The organism is Roseovarius roseus (assembly GCF_043355935.2).
GTDB classification, from domain to species: domain Bacteria; phylum Pseudomonadota; class Alphaproteobacteria; order Rhodobacterales; family Rhodobacteraceae; genus Roseovarius; species Roseovarius roseus.
In genome coordinates, this window is the sequence record NZ_JBHFPE020000008.1 from 1 (window position 1) to 20,280 (window position 20,280).

19 protein-coding genes are annotated in these 20,280 nt (G+C 61.5%); 9 read left to right on the plus strand and 10 right to left on the minus strand.

Translation table 11 applies throughout. The features are described 5' to 3' along the window. Nucleotides 1-58 precede the first annotated feature (58 nt). Nucleotides 59-352, minus strand: a complete 294-nt coding sequence (locus ACEWPL_RS12815; RefSeq protein ID WP_028095443.1) for an IS3 family transposase — start codon at nucleotides 350-352, stop codon at nucleotides 59-61. 108 nt (nucleotides 353-460) lie between these two features. After that, nucleotides 461-862: an XRE family transcriptional regulator gene (locus ACEWPL_RS12820; RefSeq protein ID WP_393931189.1), complete on the minus strand. Its 402-nt coding sequence runs from the start codon at nucleotides 860-862 to the stop codon at nucleotides 461-463. Nucleotides 863-1,126: 264 nt separating this feature from the next. Between ACEWPL_RS12820 and ACEWPL_RS12825 the strand changes: the two genes are divergently transcribed. Next, nucleotides 1,127-1,801 (plus strand): SOS response-associated peptidase, encoded by a 675-nt coding sequence (locus tag ACEWPL_RS12825; protein ID WP_393931187.1) that lies wholly within the window; start codon nucleotides 1,127-1,129, stop codon nucleotides 1,799-1,801. 201 nt (nucleotides 1,802-2,002) lie between these two features. Here ACEWPL_RS12825 and ACEWPL_RS12830 read toward each other — a convergent pair whose 3' ends face one another. The 4 genes from ACEWPL_RS12830 to ACEWPL_RS12845 form a co-directional block, all read right to left on the minus strand. Next, complete coding sequence (locus tag ACEWPL_RS12830; RefSeq protein WP_393931185.1) at nucleotides 2,003-3,979, minus strand: ABC transporter permease; 1,977 nt, start codon at nucleotides 3,977-3,979, stop codon at nucleotides 2,003-2,005. After that, nucleotides 3,979-4,998, minus strand: a complete 1,020-nt coding sequence (locus ACEWPL_RS12835; RefSeq protein ID WP_393931183.1) for a quaternary amine ABC transporter ATP-binding protein — start codon at nucleotides 4,996-4,998, stop codon at nucleotides 3,979-3,981. Before ACEWPL_RS12835 ends, ACEWPL_RS12830 begins: the two co-directional genes overlap by 1 nt. Nucleotides 4,999-5,080: 82 nt before the next feature. Continuing rightward, on the minus strand, nucleotides 5,081-6,022 hold the full coding sequence (locus ACEWPL_RS12840; RefSeq protein WP_393931181.1) for an ABC transporter substrate-binding protein: 942 nt from the start codon (nucleotides 6,020-6,022) through the stop codon (nucleotides 5,081-5,083). 278 nt (nucleotides 6,023-6,300) lie between these two features. Then, the gene (locus ACEWPL_RS12845; RefSeq protein WP_393931179.1) at nucleotides 6,301-7,242 is read right to left on the minus strand and encodes an ABC transporter substrate-binding protein; all 942 of its coding nucleotides are present in this window, start codon (nucleotides 7,240-7,242) and stop codon (nucleotides 6,301-6,303) included. Nucleotides 7,243-7,530: 288 nt separating this feature from the next. Between ACEWPL_RS12845 and ACEWPL_RS12850 the strand changes: the two genes are divergently transcribed. After that, the gene (locus ACEWPL_RS12850; protein ID WP_393931201.1) at nucleotides 7,531-8,187 is read left to right on the plus strand and encodes a helix-turn-helix domain-containing protein; all 657 of its coding nucleotides are present in this window, start codon (nucleotides 7,531-7,533) and stop codon (nucleotides 8,185-8,187) included. Nucleotides 8,188-8,214: 27 nt separating this feature from the next. On the opposite strand, the gene ACEWPL_RS12855 is transcribed toward ACEWPL_RS12850, so the two are convergent. The 4 genes from ACEWPL_RS12855 to ACEWPL_RS12870 all read right to left on the minus strand — a co-directional run bounded on the left by ACEWPL_RS12855 (nucleotide 8,215) and on the right by ACEWPL_RS12870 (nucleotide 12,075). After that, on the minus strand, nucleotides 8,215-9,282 hold the full coding sequence (locus tag ACEWPL_RS12855; protein WP_393931177.1) for a heme-dependent oxidative N-demethylase family protein: 1,068 nt from the start codon (nucleotides 9,280-9,282) through the stop codon (nucleotides 8,215-8,217). A gap of 12 nt (nucleotides 9,283-9,294) precedes the next feature. Next, nucleotides 9,295-10,257 carry a PDR/VanB family oxidoreductase gene (locus ACEWPL_RS12860; protein WP_393931175.1) on the minus strand — a complete coding sequence of 321 codons (963 nt, stop codon included), beginning with the start codon at nucleotides 10,255-10,257 and terminating at the stop codon, nucleotides 9,295-9,297. After that, on the minus strand, nucleotides 10,254-10,850 hold the full coding sequence (locus tag ACEWPL_RS12865) for a dimethylamine monooxygenase subunit DmmA family protein (RefSeq protein WP_393931173.1): 597 nt from the start codon (nucleotides 10,848-10,850) through the stop codon (nucleotides 10,254-10,256). Before ACEWPL_RS12865 ends, ACEWPL_RS12860 begins: the two co-directional genes overlap by 4 nt. A 76-nt stretch (nucleotides 10,851-10,926) precedes the next feature. Beyond that, nucleotides 10,927-12,075 (minus strand): aminomethyl transferase family protein, encoded by a 1,149-nt coding sequence (locus ACEWPL_RS12870; RefSeq protein ID WP_393931172.1) that lies wholly within the window; start codon nucleotides 12,073-12,075, stop codon nucleotides 10,927-10,929. Nucleotides 12,076-12,310: 235 nt separating this feature from the next. On the opposite strand from ACEWPL_RS12870, the gene ACEWPL_RS12875 reads away from it, so the two are divergent. The 7 genes from ACEWPL_RS12875 (at nucleotide 12,311) to glnT (ending at nucleotide 20,171) form a co-directional block, all read left to right on the plus strand. Further along, nucleotides 12,311-13,888 carry a trimethylamine N-oxide permease gene (locus ACEWPL_RS12875; protein WP_393931170.1) on the plus strand — a complete coding sequence of 526 codons (1,578 nt, stop codon included), beginning with the start codon at nucleotides 12,311-12,313 and terminating at the stop codon, nucleotides 13,886-13,888. 158 nt (nucleotides 13,889-14,046) lie between these two features. Then, nucleotides 14,047-15,417 (plus strand): ammonium transporter, encoded by a 1,371-nt coding sequence (locus tag ACEWPL_RS12880; protein ID WP_393931168.1) that lies wholly within the window; start codon nucleotides 14,047-14,049, stop codon nucleotides 15,415-15,417. Between the two features lie 12 nt (nucleotides 15,418-15,429). After that, nucleotides 15,430-15,645 carry a hypothetical protein gene (locus tag ACEWPL_RS12885; protein WP_393931166.1) on the plus strand — a complete coding sequence of 72 codons (216 nt, stop codon included), beginning with the start codon at nucleotides 15,430-15,432 and terminating at the stop codon, nucleotides 15,643-15,645. Nucleotides 15,646-15,790: 145 nt separating this feature from the next. Then, nucleotides 15,791-16,720, plus strand: coding sequence for a class II glutamine amidotransferase (locus tag ACEWPL_RS12890; RefSeq protein WP_393931164.1), 930 nt, complete (start codon nucleotides 15,791-15,793; stop codon nucleotides 16,718-16,720). Then, a complete protein-coding gene (locus tag ACEWPL_RS12895) occupies nucleotides 16,721-17,398 on the plus strand; it encodes a GltB/FmdC/FwdC-like GXGXG domain-containing protein (protein ID WP_393931162.1) in 678 nt (225 codons plus the stop codon). Between the two features lie 10 nt (nucleotides 17,399-17,408). Next, nucleotides 17,409-18,752: an FMN-binding glutamate synthase family protein gene (locus ACEWPL_RS12900; protein WP_393931160.1), complete on the plus strand. Its 1,344-nt coding sequence runs from the start codon at nucleotides 17,409-17,411 to the stop codon at nucleotides 18,750-18,752. An 87-nt stretch (nucleotides 18,753-18,839) separates the two neighbouring features. Then, entirely contained in the window at nucleotides 18,840-20,171 is a 1,332-nt protein-coding gene (glnT, locus tag ACEWPL_RS12905) for a type III glutamate--ammonia ligase (RefSeq protein WP_393931158.1), read from the plus strand. Nucleotides 20,172-20,280: the final 109 nt, after the last annotated feature.

Below are 20,280 nucleotides of genomic sequence, written 5' to 3' on the forward strand. Positions count from 1 at the left end.
AGCTTGCACTGCTGCCCAATGGACAGATCTGGGTGGTCGGGCTCCATCATGCCGCGCCTCACTTCCCGCCCCAAGGCTTCAGCTTTCGTTCCAAAAAAGAGTTGGCCACCGCCAGCTCCCCGATTTTGGCGTGGAGTTCCTTCACCTGCTCCTCGTCAATCTCAGGTTTCTTGCGGCTCCCGCGCTCGAACACGCCGGACGCACCTTCGAGCAGGGCTCGCTTCCATTGATGGATCATCGTCGGATGAACCCCAAACCGGCTTGCCAGCTCGGCGGCCGTCTCCTCCCCCTTCAGGGCTTCCAGCGCGACCTTCGCCTTGAACTCAGGCGCGTGCTGCTTCCGTTTCGACATCTCTGATCTCCTTCTCGTCGAAGATCAGCAGACTGCAAATCGTAGCTTATGTCAGTGTCCGAATTTCGGGGGGTAGCTCACTGTCATATTGTCCAACTCACAGCGCGGTCATTTTCCAAATATCGCGCGGATGGCAGAGCGACCTCGTGTGGTCATTCGAGGATCGCTATCGCCTGATGCGTCGCGAAGCTCTTGAAGCCAAGCGAGCTCATTGGCCGTGACCGGGGTGCCGAAAATTTCGATGAGCGCTGCGGCAGACGTATCGCCGACCGCTTGGTCGAGAGCCAGCCTCATCAGGTAGCCCGGATCACACTCCAATGCACGGGCCATCGACGGCGCACGGTCGAGCGCCAGCTTACTGGATCCGCTCTTTATCATGCTCACCATATTCGGATTGTGAAAGCCTGCCTCGTTTGCGATCTGCAACTGGGACTTCCTCGACTTCAGTTCAAGCACCCGGCGCTCTACATATTTTGCGAGCTTCGTATCTTCATGCGGTTTCTTGGGCATCGCTCTCTCTCTCATCATGTGACGCAGCACGCGCTGCATGTCATATTTATAGCGACGCTGTGTTTGGGGTTGCTTGGGAGATGAAACGAAAGACATGCCAGTCGGACCAGTCGGACCAGTCGGACCAGTCGGACCAGTCGGACCAGTCGACATCTTATAAACCTCTGGCGTCAAGAACAGCTCGCCTGGTCCAAGTGGTCCAATTAGGACGCCTGCACCCGGGTCGTGCCTTGACCGACCGCTAGATTCAGGGATCCTGAACGGATGTGTAACCTCTATTCCAACACGACCGCCGTGGAAGCTATGCGCAGCCTGTTCAAAGTCGCGCCTGGTGACAACCATTTGGGCAACGCCGAACCACTGACCGCGATCTGGCCCAAATATTATGGCCATGTCGTCAGGCTAGATAAAAATGGCGCTCGCGAGCTGGTGAGCCTGTCCTGGGGCTTTCGCACGACGAAGGTCAGCAAGAAAACAGGCAAGACCTTGCAGCCCGCCGCATGGAACAATGCGCGTGACGACAAGGTGCGGTCTGTTGGCCTGTGGAGGGAAAGCTTTCACAAACGCCGCTGCCTGTTACCAGGCGCCTCTTTTTGCGAGGCCAAAGGTAGATCGCCCGCGACCTACTACTGGTTCGGCCTACGCGGCGACGGGCCTCGCCCGCCATTCGCTTTTGCAGGCATGTGGACGCGTTCAAGCTTTGATGGGCCAGAAGGTCAGGATGAGTGCGAAACCTATACGATGATCACCACCACGGCGAATGAGCTGGTAAAGCCCGTGCATCCGGACCGTATGCCGGTCATCTTGCGGCCTTGTGATTATGAGCAATGGCTAAATGGCAGCGTCGAAGACGCGCACGAATTGTTGCGACCCTATCCGGCGGATGACATGCGCATCATCAAGAGCGGCGAAGACGAGCGGCAGGATGAAGGACTATAGATCAATACTGTCGCTACGTCATTTGGTCCATTTTTAGGTTGGTTACACGGTTACAATAAGACATCTAACTTATTGTTTTTATTTACTTAGGATAGAATTCAATCCTCTCTCACAGCACCATCCCCTTCTTTCCTTTTGCTTCGAGCCGCCCGGCGGCGCGAGATCGCCCGTTTGCAACGGGGCCGCGTAGCCGATGCCGGTCTATTCGCCGAGGCCCAGCGCACGCTTCTGATCGGTCGCCCACTTAAGGATCGTCAGATCGAAGGTCAGGGCCATCAGCGACACGCAGATGCCGAGGACGAAGTTCTTGCCCATATCCGTGCCCGCCAGCGTGCGCTGTAGTTCCTGCCCCAAATCCTGCGTGCCGATGAAGGCCGCGATGATGACCATGAAGAAGGCGAACATGATGGCTTGATTGAACCCGACGGCCATTGTCGGAAGGGCCAGAGGCAGTTGCACCTTCCACAGCTTTTGCCGGCGCGTCGCCCCCGACATGTCCGCCGCCTCCAGCATCTCTTCGGGGACTGTGCGCAGCCCCTCGATAGTGTAGCGCGTCAGCGGCACCATGGCGAAGATCAGGATCGAGAAGATGACCGCGACATCGGTAATGCCAAAGAGCATGATGGCTGGGATCAGATAGATGAAGCTGGGAAAGGTCTGCGCCGTATCGCAGGCCAGCAGGACCCGGCGGGACCACTTGTCGCTGCGTGCCGCAGCGATGCCCAAGGGAAGGCCGAAAAGCATCGCCAATGCCACCGCCGAGATGACGGAGTAGAGCGTGATGACCGACCGGTCCCACCACCCCGACAGCGCCACAAGGCCAAAGAACAGCGCCGCCAGCCACGCCTGACGCCGCCCACCCAGCCACAGCGCGAAGGCCGTGATGATCAGGATGAAGGCGGGCGTCGGAATGCTGAGCAGGAAGTTGCGGAAGGGGATCAGCACCTGAACATTCAGGAAGTACCGAATGCCATCGGTGATCGCGTTGACCCAGCCAAGGGCCAGGAAATTCTTCATCAGCTCGTCGATTTCCTTGCCTTGGCTGAAATTCTGCCTGCGTCCGATATCAGTGGCCACCTCGACGAACTGGCCCAGCACGCAGAAGAACGCAAAGGCGCCGATGGCCGTCAGCAAAAGAACATGACGCTTCCACCAGGGGGTGCCGCGCTCGAAATGCTCGGGCTGCTTGACCACCCAGGCCTTGGACATGCGGTCCAGCATGACGGCAATCAGGACGATGGTCACGCCGATCTCGAAGCTGCGGCCCAGCTTGAAACTGCCCATCATCGCCAGCAGCTTGGCCCCGAGGCCGGGCATCCCGATAAAGGCGGTCAGAACGACCATTGCGAGGCTGAGCATGATGACCTGATTGACGCCGACCAGGATCTCGGTCCGGGCCGAGGGCAGGTAGACATGGCGCAGGAGTTGCCAGCGCGTGCAGCCGCTCATATGGCCTGCCTCGACCACCTCATGCGAGACTTTCTGAAGGCCCAGCGTCGTCATCAGGATCATCGGGGGGATGGCATAGATCGTCGTTGCCACCGCGCCCGCCGTCGGCCCCACCTTGAAGAAGATGACCGCCGGCAGAAGATAGGTGAAGAAGGGCAGCGTCTGAAGCACCGAGAGCACAGGCTTGATCGCGCGGTCGATCCAGGCATAGCGCCATGCCATGATCCCTAACGTGAGGCCGATGATGAAGGCCAGCGGCGCGGCCACGACCAGCACCGAGACGGTCTGCATGGCAATCTCCCATTGGCCGATCAGCGCAGTCCAGACAAATACGCCCCCGCCCAGCAACGCCATGCGCCAGCCGCCTAGATAGTAGCCCAGCACGGCGGCAACCGCGGCAATCGCCGTCCAAGGAATGGGCCCTAGATAGGGCCATCGGCGCTGGCCGAAGAAAAGATTGGCCGTGATGTTCAACAGCCATTCCAACCCCTCGGTCAGGAACCGCGTCAGCGCCAGCAGACCCAGATCATCCTTGATGAAGTTGAACGCCGCATCCAGCCACGCGGCAAAGGGCGGTATCCATGCCTCGGGCAGGCGGTGCAGCGCGGCGGGCAAGAGGCCAGAATATTGCAGCAAGGTCAGCAGGATAGCCACACCCACCAAGATCAGCGCCGCACGTGGGCGGGTCAGCGGGGCGCGCGGCGCGCTATTTGTCGCCGTCGCCACCATCAGTTCGGCCCCACAAGGATTTCCAGCGCCTCGGTGCGCCGGAACGCGCCCAGCGCCTTGCCATCGCGCTCAACCGGGATCGCCTCGCGCGTGTCCTGCACCAAAAGTTTCGCCATCTGGTGCACCGTCATCGCCGCATCCACCGGCGCGCCCGTGCCGGTCACGCCCGGCTTGGCCAAAACGCTGGCATGGACGACGCGCGATTTGTCGATATCTTCGGTGAATTTGCGCACATATTCAGTGGCCGGGTGCAGCACGATCTGATCGGGGGTGTCGCATTGCTCGACCGCGCCGTCCTTCATGATGGCGATGCGGTCGGCAAGGCGCAGGGCCTCGTCGAAATCATGGGTGATGAACACGATCGTCTTGTGCAGCAAGGCCTGAAGGCGCAGAAATTCGTCCTGCATCTCGCGCCGGATCAGCGGATCGAGCGCCGAGAACGGCTCATCCAGAAACCAGATATCCGGCTCGATGGCGAGGCTGCGCGCGATGCCGACGCGCTGCTGCTGCCCGCCCGAAAGCTCGCGGGGGAAGTAATCCTCGCGGCCCTCCAGCCCGACCAGCTTGATCACCTCCATTGCGCGCTCGCGCCGCTGGTGGCGGTCCTGCCCGCGCATTTCCAGCGGAAACGCAACGTTCTCCAGCACGGTGCGGTGCGGCAAAAGACCGAAGGACTGGAACACCATGCCCATCTTGGACCGGCGCAGCTCGATCAGCTCGCGCTCGCTCAGCTTCATCACGTCCTGCCCCTCGACCGTGATGGTCCCGCCGGTGATGTCGTGCAGGCGGCTGAAGCAGCGCACCAGCGTGGATTTGCCCGATCCCGAGAGCCCCATTATCACCAGCATCTCGCCGCGGTTCACATCGATGCTGACATCCTTGACGCCCGCGATGTAGCCATCGGCGCGGATTTCCTCGAAGCCGCGACCGGCGGGCATGGTGGCAAGATATGTCTCGGGGTCCTTGCCAAAGATTTTCCACACGTTGCGGCACGAGATGACGGGGGTTTGCTGATCCATGTTCCATCCTGAATAAGGCAAATCGGCCCCGTCCAGCGTCATGCGGGCGGGGCCGGGCATTGAGATCGTCAGATCGGCAGGATCAGTTGATCCAACCCTTCCACACGTCCTCGTTCGCATCCAGCCACTCGGCCGCGGCCTCCTCGGGCTCCATCTCCTCCACATCGACCAGCTTGGCCATCTCGGCGATCTGCGGGTTGGTAAAGGAGATCTTCTCGAGCGTGGCATAGGCGGCGGGCCACTTCTCTTCCATGCCTTCCCATGCGGCCTTTTTCAGATAGCCGTCGGCAGGGTTGCCGCAGTCATAAAGCGCATCGGGATTCGGGCCGACCGCCGGATCGGTGTCGCAGCCATCCTCCCACTCGGGGAACTCGACGAACTCGCCCGGCCAGACGGCCTCGGCAAAGTTGGGTGTCCAGTTAAAGACAACGATCGGCTTCTTCCCGGCCTCGGCGGCACCGATTTCGGCCCAGAGGGCAGCGGCAGAGCCGGCATTGATCACGGTAAAGTTCATGTCCAGCGCCTCGACCCGCTCCTTGCCGTGCTTGAGCCAGTCGACCGGGCCATCGAGGTAACGGCCCTTGTCGCCAGTCTCGACGGTGGCAAAGACCTCGGCGCAGTCGTTCAGGGCCTCCCAGCTGGGCAGGCCCGGGCAGGCCTCCTTGGTCCACATCGGATACCACCAATCCTCGCGGGTGACGGCGTCGTGATCGCCGACATCAACGATGCCGCCCTTGTCCATGGCCGCGCGGAACGAGGCGCCGAACGCGCCCTCCCACACTTCCATTTCCAGCGTGACATCGCCCAGGCGGATCGACTCGTAGACCGCTTGGCTGTCGGTGGTGACGTATTCGACATAGGCCCCCTGCTCTTCCAGGATCTGGCCGACGACGTTGGACATCACGATCTGCGAAGACCAGTTATGGATGGGGATGACGATGGGGTCGCTGCTATCCTGAGCCAATGACGCCACGGGCGCAAATGCGGTCAATGCGGCCAGAATGGCCGTTTGTGTTTTCTTCATGGGTAACTCCCGGTTGTCGCGGTCTGTTCTGGTGCCGCTGTTTCAGGCCCGACTGTGTCGATGCCGAGATGTCCGATAAGGTCTATGCCACGGTCGATGCCGCCGGATCGTTCTTCATCCTCGCAGGTCTTCACTGTGGGTCAAGTTTTTTTCTTGGCCTTTCACGGAAACGCCGACGCTTCATCGCGGAAGCGCCCAATATTGAAGCACGATAATCGGCGCTCATCCCTGCCGCGGAGATACAGGCAGGGACAAGCGCCAAGCCTTCATCGGTCGGATCACTCGATCCAGCCCTCCCAGACGTCGCGGTTCGCGTCGAGCCATTCACTCGCAGCCTCGTCAGGCTCGAGATCTTCGACATCGACAAGGCGGGCCATGTCGGCAATCTGCGCGTTCGTAAAGCTTGCCTTGGTCAGCACGTCATAGGCAGCTGGCCATTTCTCGGGCATACCGTCCCACGCCGCTTTCTTGAGATACCCGTCGGCAGGGTTACCGCAATCATAGAGCGCATCGGGGTTGGGGCCGACGGCCGGGTCAGTGTCACAGCCCGGCTCGGCCTCGGGGAAGGCGACGAATTCGCCCGGCCAGACCGCCTCCGCAAAGTTCGGCGTCCAGTTGAACAGGACGATCGGCCGCTTTTCCGCCTCGGCCGAGCCGATCTCGGCCCAAAGCGCCGCGGCAGAGCCCGCGTTGATGACTGTGAAATCCATATCCAGGGCCGCGACGCGCTCGTTCGCGTGCTTGTTCCAATCGGCCGGCCCGTCAAGATACCTTCCCTTGTCCCCCGTCTCGGGCGTGGCAAAGACAGCGGCACAGGCATTCAGCGCCTCCCAGTCTGGCAGGCCGGGGCAGGCTTCCTTGGTCCACATCGGATACCACCAGTCCTCACGCGTCACGGCGGCATGATCACCCACGTCGATGATGCCGCCCTTCTCAAGCGCGGCCTCAAGGGACAGCTTGTGCGTGCCTTCCCACACCTCCATCTGCAGCGACACATCGCCCAGACGGATCGACTCGTAGACCGCTTGTGCGTCAACGGTCACGTATTCGACGTTGTTGCCCATGGATTCAAAGATTTGGCCCATCACGTTGGACATCACGATCTGGGACGACCAGTTGTTGATCGGAATGACGATGGGGTCGGCGCTGTCCTCGGCCAAGGCGGCGATGGGTGTGCATGCGATCAGGGCGGCCAGAATGGCCGTTTGCGGTCTTGTCATGGTAAACTCCCGGTTGTCGCGTCCATATGCGGATCGCTGTGTGGGGCCCGTATGTACCGGTGCCGGAACGTCCGAGAAGGTCTGCGCCGCGATCGATGTCGCCGGATCCTTTCTTATCCTCGCACCGCCTTACCTTAGGTCAAGCTTTTTCCGGCGACAGGGGCGCGTTCATGTTGCCATCCCGCCGCGCGAATTTCACCCTCATGTTATATTTCTTGTCCTGTGAGGAAAAATTGCGCATGTATGCGATGACAGGGTCACAGCGCGGCCCGGTAAGCAGGATACATGATGACCATCGAACGACTGACACGCGGCGAGGCCGCCCGTCTGACCCAGGACCCGCACCGCCCCCAGCGTGAAGACCGTGAAAACGTTCTGGAAATCGCGATCGGCCGAGAGTTGCGCGCGCATCGGCGCAAGCAGGAAATCACCGTGGCCGAGCTGGCAGCCAAGACCGGCCTCAGCATCGGCATGCTCTCCAAGATCGAGAATGGCAATACCTCGCCCTCGCTGACCACGCTGCAGACGCTGGCCAATGCGCTGCGCGTGCCGATCACCGGGTTCTTCCGCCGCTTCGAGGAGGCGCGCGAATACGTGCACTGCAAATCCGGCGAGGGTGTCGAGATCGAGCGTGCGGGCACGCGCGCGGGGCATCAATACAACCTCCTGGGCCATATCGGATCGAACGGATCAGGCGTGATCGTGGAGCCGTATCTGATCACCCTCAGCACCGAGTCGGACGTTTTCCCCACGTTTCAGCATGGCGGGATCGAGACGATCTATATGCTGGAAGGCGAAGTGGACTACCGCCATGGCGACGATGTCGTGACATTGCGCCCCGGCGACACGCTCTTCTTTGACGCCGACGCGCCGCACGGGCCCGAGCGGCTGGTAACGCTGCCCTGCAAGTACCTTTCGATCATCAGCTATCCGCAGAATGCGTGAGGCGCCCGCAAGGGGCGCCTCATCCGATCATTTCTGCAGCGGCGGCTCTGTTTCCAAATCCGGCCAGATGCCCGGCGAGGTCGGCAGCCCGTCATCATATTGCGACAGGTAGTCCAGCATCAGCTGGTGGTTCGCCTTGAAGCCTTTGTAGTCCAAAAGCTCCTCGGGCAGGTCGCGAATGACGCGATGCAGGCGCCGGCCCCATTTCGGCACGCTCACCACGTCCTGAAACGCACACAGATAGCACCGGATCGGAAAGACTAGCGCGTTCGAGCGCGGCAGGCGGAAGAAGGTCTGAAGCTCGACCCGCAGATGCTGTTTCGCGCCAATATTCTCAGGCGTCAGCGTGGTCTTTTGTACGCCCCATTTGTGGTAATTCTCGGGGCTGGTATCGAGCAGCGGATTGACCGTCATCGTCCAGTTGAGCCGCCGCGCGGGGCTGCCTTGCTGGATGTTCAGCAGGAATTTCAGCGCGCGGACAAAGATGCCCTTTTCATGCGCCAGCGGCACCGGCGCGTGCCATTCAAAGAAATTCATGCCGATATCGAAATCAAGGCTCCAATCGGCCTGCGTCGTCACCATCCCGGCATCCATCCACAGGTTGTCGTCGCGCTGGTCCAGCACGGCGAAATCCCCTTGGGTCTGGCGGGTGATATACTCCATCGGCCCGTAAGGCAGCGTCGTGTCGTCAAGGAAAGTGAACGTGTCGTCGATCCCCAGCGGCTTGTTGATCCAGCGCCACTTGTCGCCATCGCGGTGCAACTGGAACATGTCCGGGTAATCCTCGGACTTGGCGACCATAATCAGCTCCAGCAGATCCCAGCCCGCCAGCGTCATATGCGGCAGCGACTGGCAGCGTAGCGGATCCTGATCCAGCACGATGGCGCGGTCGCGCATCTCGGCCACGTAATGCTCGTCCACGTCAAAGCGGTTGTCGAAAACCGATCCCTCGCGCCCGCCCGCATGCGGCTCCATGTTGACGGAGTACATGTAGTCGTCCTTGTCGAACGGGAACGGAAAGCGTTTTATCGCCCAAGCCGAGTTGTGAAACGAGTAGTCGTCGCGGAACGTCTCGTCGTTGAATTGCATCGTCATGTCGTGGTCCCCCTATCGGTCCAGCACCAGCGTCTTGCCCTCGAAACGGCTGACGCAAGGCATGATCTTCTCGCCCGAGGCATGTTCTTCTGGCTCGAGCCAGTGGTCGCGGTGGATGATCTCGCCATCCTTCTCGATCACGTTCGTCTCGCATTGACCGCAAGCGCCGCCGCGGCAGAGGTAGGGTGCATCCACCCCTGCCCGCTCGATCGCCTCCAGGAGGCTCTCATGCTCGCCAACCTCGATCACCTTGTTGCTGACGGCCAGCTTGACCTCGAAGGGTTTGCCGGGCTTGGGCGCCAGAAATTCCTCGTAATGCACCGCCTCGCGGGGCCAGCCGAGTTCCTTGGCGGTGCCGCGCACCCAATCGATCATGCCCTTGGGCCCGCAGATATAGATATGCGTGCCAAGGGGCTGGCCATCCAGCAGGTGTTCAAGGTCGATGCGCTGGTTCTGGTCGTCGTGATAGATATGCACGTCATTGGGATGCTCGGAGGTCAGTTCCTTGGCGTAGCTGGCCAGATCCTCGCTGCGCACCGAATAATGCAGCTCCCAATTGCCATGGCTGCGGTCCAGCTGCTTGATCTGGGCGAGGAACGGCGTGATGCCGATGCCTCCCGCGATCATCAGGTGTTTCTTTGCGCGCAGATCGAGGCTGAAGAGATTGACGGGGTTCGACAGAACCATCTCATCGCCGACCTTGACCTTTTGGTGCAGGAAGAGCGATCCACCCCTGCCCTCGTCATCACGGCGCACGGAAATGGTGTAGGCGCCGCGGTCGGCCGGATCGGACATCAGGGAATAGGGATTGAGGCGCGTGCGGTCCCCGTCCTTCATCTCGATCACCGTATGCGCCCCGCCCGAGAAGGTGGGCAATAGCCCGCCATCCACCGGCTCGAACTTGAAGCGCGTCACCAGCTCGTTCAGCGGGACGATTTCGGTCACGCGCACTTTGATCTTGGTGGCTCCGCTCATTCGTAAATCCCCTTTTGTTCAGGAATGTTGCCCGGATCCTCGGCATCGACGCAGACGCCCTGATAGGCGGCAAGGCGGCGCGAGTAGTGATCGCGCACGAACAGGGTCAGCCCGCAATGCGAGCAGGTGAACGGGTCCACCTCGACATCCTCAGTGATGCCTTTGCAATGCACGCACTGCATGCGGCGCGAGGTCGATCCGCGATGTTCGGTCTGGATGGCGGTGTGCGGGATGCCGGCCTGCGTCGCCTCCTGCATCGCCTGCCCCATCAGCCCCTCGGTGCCGGCCAGATATATCTGCAGGCCCATATGTGCATCCTGCAGGATACGGCGGATGCGCGGCAGGGACGCCTCATAGCTGGGCGCGATGTGGAGAATATCGGGGCCCAGATCGCGCAGCTTTTGCTCGTAATCTGTGCCCTTCGGGATGTAGATAATATGGGCTTTGGCCATCAGCTCGGGTGTGGCGATGTCCAGAATGGCCTCGGCGCCCTCGCCATCGACGATCATCAGATGATGCTTGCCCGCGCGCGCCTCGAGGCTGCCCCAGACCGGGCGGCTCTTGATTGAGGGGGGGAATTCAAACTTCGACATGTGCGCCATCGTCTCCTGTTGGTCTTTTGTTTGTGGCCTGCGGCAGGGCGATCCCCGCCGCAGGCAAAATCATATGTCAGCCCTTCGCCGTGCGGATCTTCTTGTCCTTGTCGTAGAAGGGCATCTCGGCGGCGACGGCGGGGATTTCGGTGCCATCGCCGTTGCGGACAGTCAGCTTGGTTCCGGGTTTGGCCGCGTCCACGGGCATGCGGGCGATGCCGACGTTATGCTTGTTGACGTGCGAAACCATACCATAGGTCACAGTGCCGACCTTCTTGCCGTCCTGCAAGAGGTCGGCGCCCTCATCGGCGGGCACGTCGCCCTCCAGCTTGACGCCGTAGATCTTGAACCGCTCGCGGCCCTTGAGGGCGTAGTGGTTCTCGGCGCCGACAAAACCGATCTTGCCGGGCGAGACGACGAATTCAAGGCCCAGTTCCCACAGGGTGTCACCGGCGGGGTCGCCGTTCTCATGCGGATAGGTCTCGGAGTTGTCGCCGGGAAAGAAGAGCAGGTAGGATTCGGTGCGCAGACGGTCCAGCGTGCTGAACTGCACCGGGCCGATGCCCATATCCTTGCCCTTGTCGAGGATCTGATCCCAGATTTCGACCACGTGCTTTTTCTGGCAAAAGATCTCGTAGCCGCGCTCGCCGGTATAGCCGGTGCGCGAGATCATCACGGGGCAGCCAAAGAGCTTGGTCTGCATGATGCCGAAATAGGCCAGATCACGAATGCCCGGCACGTGCTTTTCCAGAAAGTCGACCGAAACCGGACCCTGCAGCGAGATATCGTGCAGATCGTCGTCGAAGGTGATCGCGACATTCTTGGCGGCGGCGGCGGCGGTCATCGATTCCATGCCCGCGCCGGTGCCATGCACGACCATCCAAGTGTTGACCGACAAACGGTAGATCACGCAATCGTCGATGAACATGCCGCGGTCGTTCAGCATCGCGGCATAGACCGCGCGGCCCGGCATCAGCTTTTCGACATTGCGGGTGGTGGTGCGGTCGATGACATAGGCGGCGTCCGGCCCGGTCAGGTGAACCTTTTTCAGGCCCGACACATCCATGAGTCCCGCCTTGGTGCGCACCCGCTCGTAATCGGCCTGGCCGCGCTCTTCGCTGTGGTCGTAGAACCACGCGGTGCCCATGCCGTTCCAGTCCTCAAGCTCGCCGCCGATCTCGGCGTGGCGGTGTGCCAGTGCGGAATGTCTCCAGATAATTGCCATGTGATGGCCCCCTGTTGCGATAAGTCAGAATTCGTCGAGGCATTGAGCCTCAGCCGCGTTCAAAAAGCAAGAATGGCATGCAATAATATTTCCTCACAGGCAATTTTTGCGCAATACAGCCGATCCGCCGATTGACACGGGGGAAAAAGCGCGACTGAATGTCGCAGGAAATAAATATTCCTGATGGGCAATGACCGCCCTGCACAAAAAATAACTACAGTGGGAGGAAACTCAAATGGCAACACCGGGCGAGAGCGGCGGAGGTAGCCTGCAAAGGGCTATCGGCTGGAAAGACGCATTCTGGATGGCATCGGGCGTGCCCGCGCTGGTGCTGTTCTCGATCGGGGGAATCGCCGCCACCATCGGCAACCCGTCATGGGTGATCTGGATGCTATCGGTCAGCTTCGGCTTCCTTCAGGCCTTCGTCTACGCCGAGATCGCGGGCCTTTTTCCCAACAAGTCGGGCGGTGCATCCATCTATGGTGCCGCCGCATGGGTGCGCTACTCCAAGATCATCGCGCCCCTGTCGGTCTGGTGCAACTGGCTGGCCTGGACGCCCGTTCTGGCCATCGGGGGCGGATTGGCGGCGGGATACGTGCTGACATCGCTCTTTGGCGCCGAATCGTCGATCAACGCGTGGGAGATCACGCTGCTGAACCTCGATTTCCTGAATGCGGGGCTGACGCTGCGCATCAATGCGGTCTCGATCGTCGGCTCAGCCATCCTGCTCTGCGTCTTCATCGCGCAGCACAAGGGCATTTCCGCCGCGGCCAAGTTGCAGACGATCATCGGCCTCGCGGTTCTGATCCCGCTGCTGATCGTGGGTATCGTGCCGCTGCTGACCGGCGATGTTCTGGCGGAAAACCTGCTGCCTCTCGTACCCATCTCGGGTGAGTGGAACATCGAGGGCACGACGCTCTTCCTTGGTGGCCTCTTCATCGCGGCATGGTCCGCCTACGCGTTTGAAACCGCGATCTGCTATACCAGCGAGTTCAAGGATCCGCAGCGCGACACTGTGCGGGCGATCATCGCGGCGGGCGTCATCTGCGTCGTGGTCTACACGCTGGTTCCGCTCAGCTTCCAAGGCGTCCTCGGCGTGGACGGTATGCTGGAGCCGGGCATCGTCGACGGCTCGGCCGTGGCAGGTGCGATGGCGGGCATGGTGGGCGGCGGCAGCATTATCGCCAAGATCATGGTGGTCATGCTGTTCCTGGCGCTGACGCTGGCGATCATGACGTCGATGGCAGGCTCGTCGCGCACGCTCTATCAGGGCTCGGTCGATGGCTGGCTGCCCAAATACCTGTCGCGCACGAACGAGCATGGCGCGCCGGTCACGGGCATGTGGACGGATCTGGGCTTCAACCTGATCCTTCTGCTGATGTCGGATTACCTCTTTGTCCTCGCAGTCTCGAACTGCTGCTACCTGGTGTTCAACTTCCTCAACCTGCATTCAGGATGGCTGCACCGGATCGACAACGCCGATGTCCACCGTCCCTGGAAGGCCCCCACCATCATGCTCTGGATCGGCGGCATCCTGGCCTTCGTCAACGCAATGCTGCTGGGCGCGGGCGCGAATGTCTGGGGCGAGGGCACGCTGCGCTCGGCCATCATTGCCATCGCGTTGATCCTGCCCGTCTTCTGGTATCGCCATTACGTCACCGACAAGGGCGTATTTCCGGCCAAGATGCTGGAGGATCTGTCAGTGGGCGGCAATACCGACCTCAGTCAGCGCAAGGCGGGCATGCTGCCTTACATCACGCTGGCCGCGGGTGTGGTCGTGGTAATCATCGCCAATCAGGTGTTCCACCTTTAGGGCCGCACATCCTGCTGAAATCTTAAGCTTTACCGCCACCGCCGCACTCAAACCGAGCGCGGCGGTGAAATTTTATTACTCGCATTAATCATCTTGTGTTAGAAAATTTCTGACGGGCGGCGTAACAGCCCGGGCAAAAATGACAGGGAGACCAGACAGTGGACGGCAATCTCAATGCACTAACCACGATCTTTACCGAGTTCTATTACTGGGTCACGGTCGTGTTCATGTTCCTCATCCATGTTGGTTTTTGCATGTACGAGGTGGGCGCCAGCAGGCGGCGCAACCACATGCACACGCTGATGAAGAACATCATGATCATCCCGCTGGTGACGGTCACGTTCTTCTTCTTTGGCTGGTGGATCTACTGGGCCTTTCCCAATTTCTACATCTTTGGCGGCAGCATCGACTGGGATGCGGGCGCGGGCAACGCCCCCTGGTCGCAGAACATGGCCACCAACCTCGAGGATCGCATCACCGGCGTCTTCTGGGCGGCGTTCCTGCTCTTCTCCTGGACGGCGGCGTCGATCGTCTCCGGCTCGGTGATCGAGCGAATCCGGTCCTCGGCGCTGTGGGTCCATGCGGTTCTGATCGGGTCGGTCTTCTGGATCATCGACGCGGCCTGGGGCTGGCACTATGCGGGCTGGATGGTCAAATATCTCGGCTACCATGATGCCTATGCGTCGGGCGTGATCCACGCCATCGCGGGCGGCTATGCGCTGGGCGTGATCATGGTGCTGGGGCCACGCATTGGCAAGTTTTCAAGCGATGGCACCCCGCGCGATATCCCGCCGCATAACCCTTGGCTGCTGACCATCGGCATCTTCCTGATCTACACCGGCTTCTGGGGCTTTTACGCGGCGTGCAACGTGCCACTGATCTCGCCCGAGGCGATCGGCGGGCAGATCACCGGCGTCACTTGGACCGCGACCAACATCTACCTCGCGCCCACCTCGCTTTCGGCGATCACGTTCAACTTCCTGATGTCGCTTTCGGGCGGTCTGATGGCGGCCTATCTCGTGTCCAAGGGCGATGCGTTCTGGACCTTTTCAGGGGGCCTCGCGGGCATCATCACTGCCTCTGCGGGCAATGATCTCTACCATCCGATCCAGGCGATGCTGGTCGCGGCTGTCGGCGTCTTCATCGTCTACAACCTGCACCAATGGGTCGAGCGCACGTTCAAGCTGGACGACGCGGTCGGCGCGGTGGCCGTCCATGGGTATGCGGGCGTTGTCGGGCTGATCCTTGCCGGCTTCCTGCTGTGGGGGGCGCCGTCCTCGCCATATGAGGGCTTTGCCACGGTCAACCCGCTGGGCCAGACCATCGGTGCGGTGATCATGTTCTTCGTCCTCGGCTTTGCGCCGGGATATGGCGTGGCCAAGATCCAGAGCATGCTGGGCGTTCTGCGCATCCCCGAAGAGGTCGAACTGCAAGGTCTCGATTTCGCGGATCATGACACCTACGAGGCCGCCAAGGCGAACATCATCGAAGCGGACAAGGCGCACCTTGCCGCCAAACTCAGAGCATAAGGAGCGCATACCATGTCAACGATCGGATATAATAACTGGGCCGTCGATCTGGCCAATGTCGGCCCCGTCTACCCTTTCCAGGGCTCGGAGGTGCTGATGGTCGTCATCGGCGTCGTGTTCTGGGTGGGCTGGCACCTGATCCAGTATCAGCGCGAAAAGGCGCATCTGGAGAAGGCGCGCAAGATGGGAGACAGGGACCAGATCGCCCGCGCCCTCGAACGCTACTGATCCTGCCTTGATGGACGGGCCTGAGACCGGGGGCGCGCCAAGGCGCGCCCTCTTTTGCCTTATATGAAAATTTGTTTCTTGTTAGTTGAGCGGACCGATCTTTGGTGCTAGCTTCAGAATCGACATCATAGAAGGATCGCAACTCATGTGCGGGATTGTAGGACTTTTTCTCAAGGACACGTCGCTCGAGCCGAAGCTTGGGCAGATGCTGACGGACATGCTGATCACCATGACGGACCGTGGCCCCGATAGCGCGGGCATTGCCATCTACGGCAGCGACAATCCCGGCAAGGTCAAGCTGACCGTGCAGTCGGACACGCCCGACCGCGATTTCGCCAATCTGGACAAGGACATGCAGAAGGCACTGGGCGGCGACGTCACGATGCGCGTCAAGGACACGCATGCCGTGATCGAGATCGACACCGCATGGGCCGCGGCCGCGCGCACCGTGCTGGCCGATATTCGCCCCGACGTGCGCATCATGAGCACGGGCGAAAAGCTGGAGATCTACAAGGAAGTCGGTCTGCCCAAGAATGTCGCGGCCCGGTTCGACATTTCGTCGATGACGGGCAGCCACGGCATCGGCCACACCCGCATGGCGACGGAGTCCGCCGTGACCACGATGGGCGCGCACCCGTTCAACACCGGCCGCGACCAGTGCCTGGTGCACAATGGCTCGCTGTCGAACCATGCCAGCCTGCGCCGCAAGCTGCGCAAGGCGGGCGTGCATATCGAGACCGAGAACGACACTGAGGTAGGCGCGGCCTATCTGACGTGGAAGATGCAGAACGGCGCGACGCTGGGCGAGGCGCTGGAATCCAGCCTCGACGATCTTGACGGCTTCTTCACCTTCGTCGTCGGCACCAAGGACGGCTTTGGCGTGGTGCGGGATCCGATCGCATGCAAGCCCGCCGTGATGGCCGAGACGGATCAATATGTGGCCTTCGGCTCGGAATATCGCGCGCTGGTGAACCTGCCCGGCATCGAGCATGCCCGCGTGTGGGAACCCGAGCCGTCGACCGTCTATTTCTGGAGCCACAACGCCCCACCCACCGCAACCGAGAAGGCCGCGTAAATGCAAACATTCGACCTCGAAGCGCAGGGTCTGCGCAATCTGAACGCGGCCCTCCAGGCGCAATCCCAGGACACCAACCAGACCGCCTGGGAAATCGTCAACGCCAAGGGCAGCCATGCCATTGCCGTCGGCCTCGACGCGCCAATCGAGGTGATCGTCAAGGGCTCGACCGGATACTACTGCGCCGGGATGAACAAGCAGGCGACGATCCGCGTGCATGGCTCGGCCGGACCTGGCGTGGCCGAGAACATGATAAGTGGCACGGTCATCATCGACGGCGACGCCAGCCAGTATGCCGGCGCCACCGCCCATGGCGGCACGCTCGTGATCAAGGGCAACGCCAGCTCGCGCTGCGGCATCTCGATGAAGGGCGCGGACATCATCGTGCATGGCAATGTCGGCCACATGAGTGCTTTCATGGCGCAAACCGGCAATCTGGTGGTCTGCGGCGATGCCGGCGACGCGCTCGGCGACAGCATCTACGAGGCGCGCCTGTTCGTGCGCGGCAAGGTCAAGTCGCTGGGCGCCGATTGCATCGAAAAGGAGATGCGCCCCGAGCATATCGAGATCCTCAAGGATCTGCTGGAGCGCGGCGAATGCGACGCCAAGCCCGAAGAGTTCAAGCGCTACGGCTCGGCCCGCAAGCTCTATAATTTCAACATCGACAACGCATATTGAGGGGGCAGACATGAAAGACGACGCCAAGCACGCACCGCGCACCGTACCCATCCAGTCGGCCACCTTCTCGAACCCGACCAATGCCGAAATCCGCCGCGCCGCGGCCACCGGCATCTATGACATTCGCGGCGGCGGCTCCAAGCGCAAGCTGCCGCATTTCGATGATCTGCTGTTCCTGGGCGCCTCCATCTCGCGCTACCCGCTCGAAGGCTACCGCGAAAAATGCGAGACCAAGGTCACGCTTGGCACCCGATTTGCCAAGAAGCCGATCGAGCTGGATATTCCCATCACCATCGCAGGCATGTCCTTTGGCGCGCTTTCGGGCCCCGCCAAGGAGGCGCTGGGACGCGGCGCGACCATGGCCGGCACCTCGACCACCACCGGTGACGGCGGCATGACCGAGGAAGAGCGCGGACACTCCAAGACGCTGGTCTATCAATACCTGCCCTCGCGCTACGGCATGAATCCCGATGATCTGCGCCGCTGTGACGCCATCGAGATCGTCGTCGGCCAGGGCGCCAAGCCGGGCGGCGGCGGCATGCTGCTGGGCCAGAAAATCAGCGACCGCGTCGCGCAGATGCGCAACCTGCCCAAGGGCATCGACCAGCGCAGCGCCTGCCGCCATCCCGACTGGACGGGCCCCGACGATCTGGAGATCAAGATCCTCGAGCTGCGCGAGATCACCGCATGGGAGAAGCCGATCTACGTCAAGATCGGCGGCGCGCGGCCCTATTTCGACACCACGCTGGCGATCAAGGCCGGCGCGGATGTTGTCGTTCTGGACGGCATGCAGGGCGGCACGGCGGCAACGCAGGATGTTTTCATCGAGCATGTCGGCCAACCCATCCTCGCCTGCATCGGCGAGGCGGTGCGCGCACTGCAGGACATGGACATGCACCGCGAGGTGCAGCTGATCGTCTCGGGCGGCATTCGCGGCGGCGCGGACACGGCCAAGGCGCTGGCGCTGGGCGCCGACGCGGTTGCCATCGGCACCGCCGCGCTCATTGCGCTCGGCGACAACGACCCGCGCTGGGAGGCGGAGTATAATGCGCTGGGCACCACCGCAGGCGCCTATGATGACTGGCACGAGGGCCGCGACCCGGCGGGCATCACCACGCAGGACCCCGAGCTGATGAAGCGCTTTGACCCCATCGAGGGCGGGCGCCGCCTGAACAACTACCTCAAGGTGATGGCCCTCGAGGCGCAGACCATTGCGCGCGCCTGCGGCAAGAACCACCTGCACAACCTCGAGCCCGAGGATCTGTGCGCGTTGACCATGGAAGCGGCCGCAATGGCCAAGATCCCGCTGGCCGGAACCAACTGGTATCCGGGCAAGCCGGGCTCCAGCTACTGACCCGAGGCGCAAGGGGCGCGGCACAGATTGTGCCGCGCCTTTTTTGCTTTTAGCCTCCCGCAAACGAAACAACAGGGACACAAAAACATGACTACCGATCTGGCCAAGTTCGCAAAGGACAATGGCGTCAAATACTTCATGATCAGCTTCACCGACCTCTTCGGCGCCCAGCGCGCCAAGCTGGTCCCCGCACGCGCCATCGCGGACATGCAGGAGGATGGCGCGGGCTTTGCCGGCTTTGCCACCTATCTTGATCTGACGCCCGCCCATCCCGACATGCTGGCCGTGCCGGACCCCTCATCGGTCATTCAGCTGCCGTGGAAGCCCGAGATCGCCTGGGTCGCCTCGAACTGCGTGATGGAGGGGCAGGACGTGGCCCAGGCCCCGCGCAACGTGCTGCGCCGCCTGATCGCCGAGGCAGCCGAGGAGGGCATGCATGTCAAGACCGGCATCGAGGCCGAGTTCTTCCTGCTGACGCCCGAGGGCACGCAGATTTCCGACGATCTCGATACGGCAGGCAAGCCTTGCTATGACCAGCAGGCAATGATGCGCAGCTACGAGGTGGTCCGCGAGATCAGCGACTACATGCTGGAGCTGGGCTGGAACCCCTACCAGTCCGACCACGAGGATGCCAATGGCCAGTGGGAAATGAACTGGGATTTCGACGACGCGCTGGCCACGGCGGACAAGCACAGCTTCTTCAAGTTCATGACCAAGACGGTTGCCGAAAAGCACGGCATGCGCGCCACTTTCATGCCCAAGCCCATTCCGGGCCTCACCGGAAATGGCTGCCACGCGCATATCTCGGTCTGGGATGCGCCTGGCAAGAAGTCCAAGAAGAACGTCTTTGCCGCCGAAAAGACCGACAGCCCCACCGGCGAGCTGGGCCTATCGGAGCAGGGCAAGCATTTCCTTGGCGGTATCATGAAGCACGCGAGCGCGCTGGCGGCGATCACCAACCCGACCGTCAACAGCTACAAGCGGATCAACGCGCCGCGCACCACGTCAGGCGCGACTTGGGCGCCCAACTCGGTCACCTGGACGGGCAACAACCGCACGCATATGGTGCGCGTCCCCGGCCCCGGCCGGTTTGAGTTGCGCCTGCCCGACGGCGCGGTGAACCCCTACCTCTTGCAGGCGGTGATCATCGCGGCGGGCCTTTCGGGCGTGCGCACCAAGGCAGAGCCGGGCAAGCGCCACGACATCGACATGTATGCCGAAGGCCACAAGGTCAAAGGCGCGCCCAAGCTGCCGCTGAACATGCTGGATGCGATGCGCGCCTATGACAGCGACAAGGAGCTGAAAGCGTCGATGGGCGAGGAATTCTCGGCCGCCTTCCTCAAGATGAAGCGCGACGAGTGGAACCAGTTCGTCTCGCATTTCTCGCGCTGGGAGCGCGAGAACACGATCGACATCTGATCCCGGGCGCACCGGACAGAGTTAAGGGCAGGCCAAACGGCCTGCCCTTTTTTGCATTGATCCGCTATGGTGCCCACCCGATGACCACGGCCCACGGGCGGGTTGAACC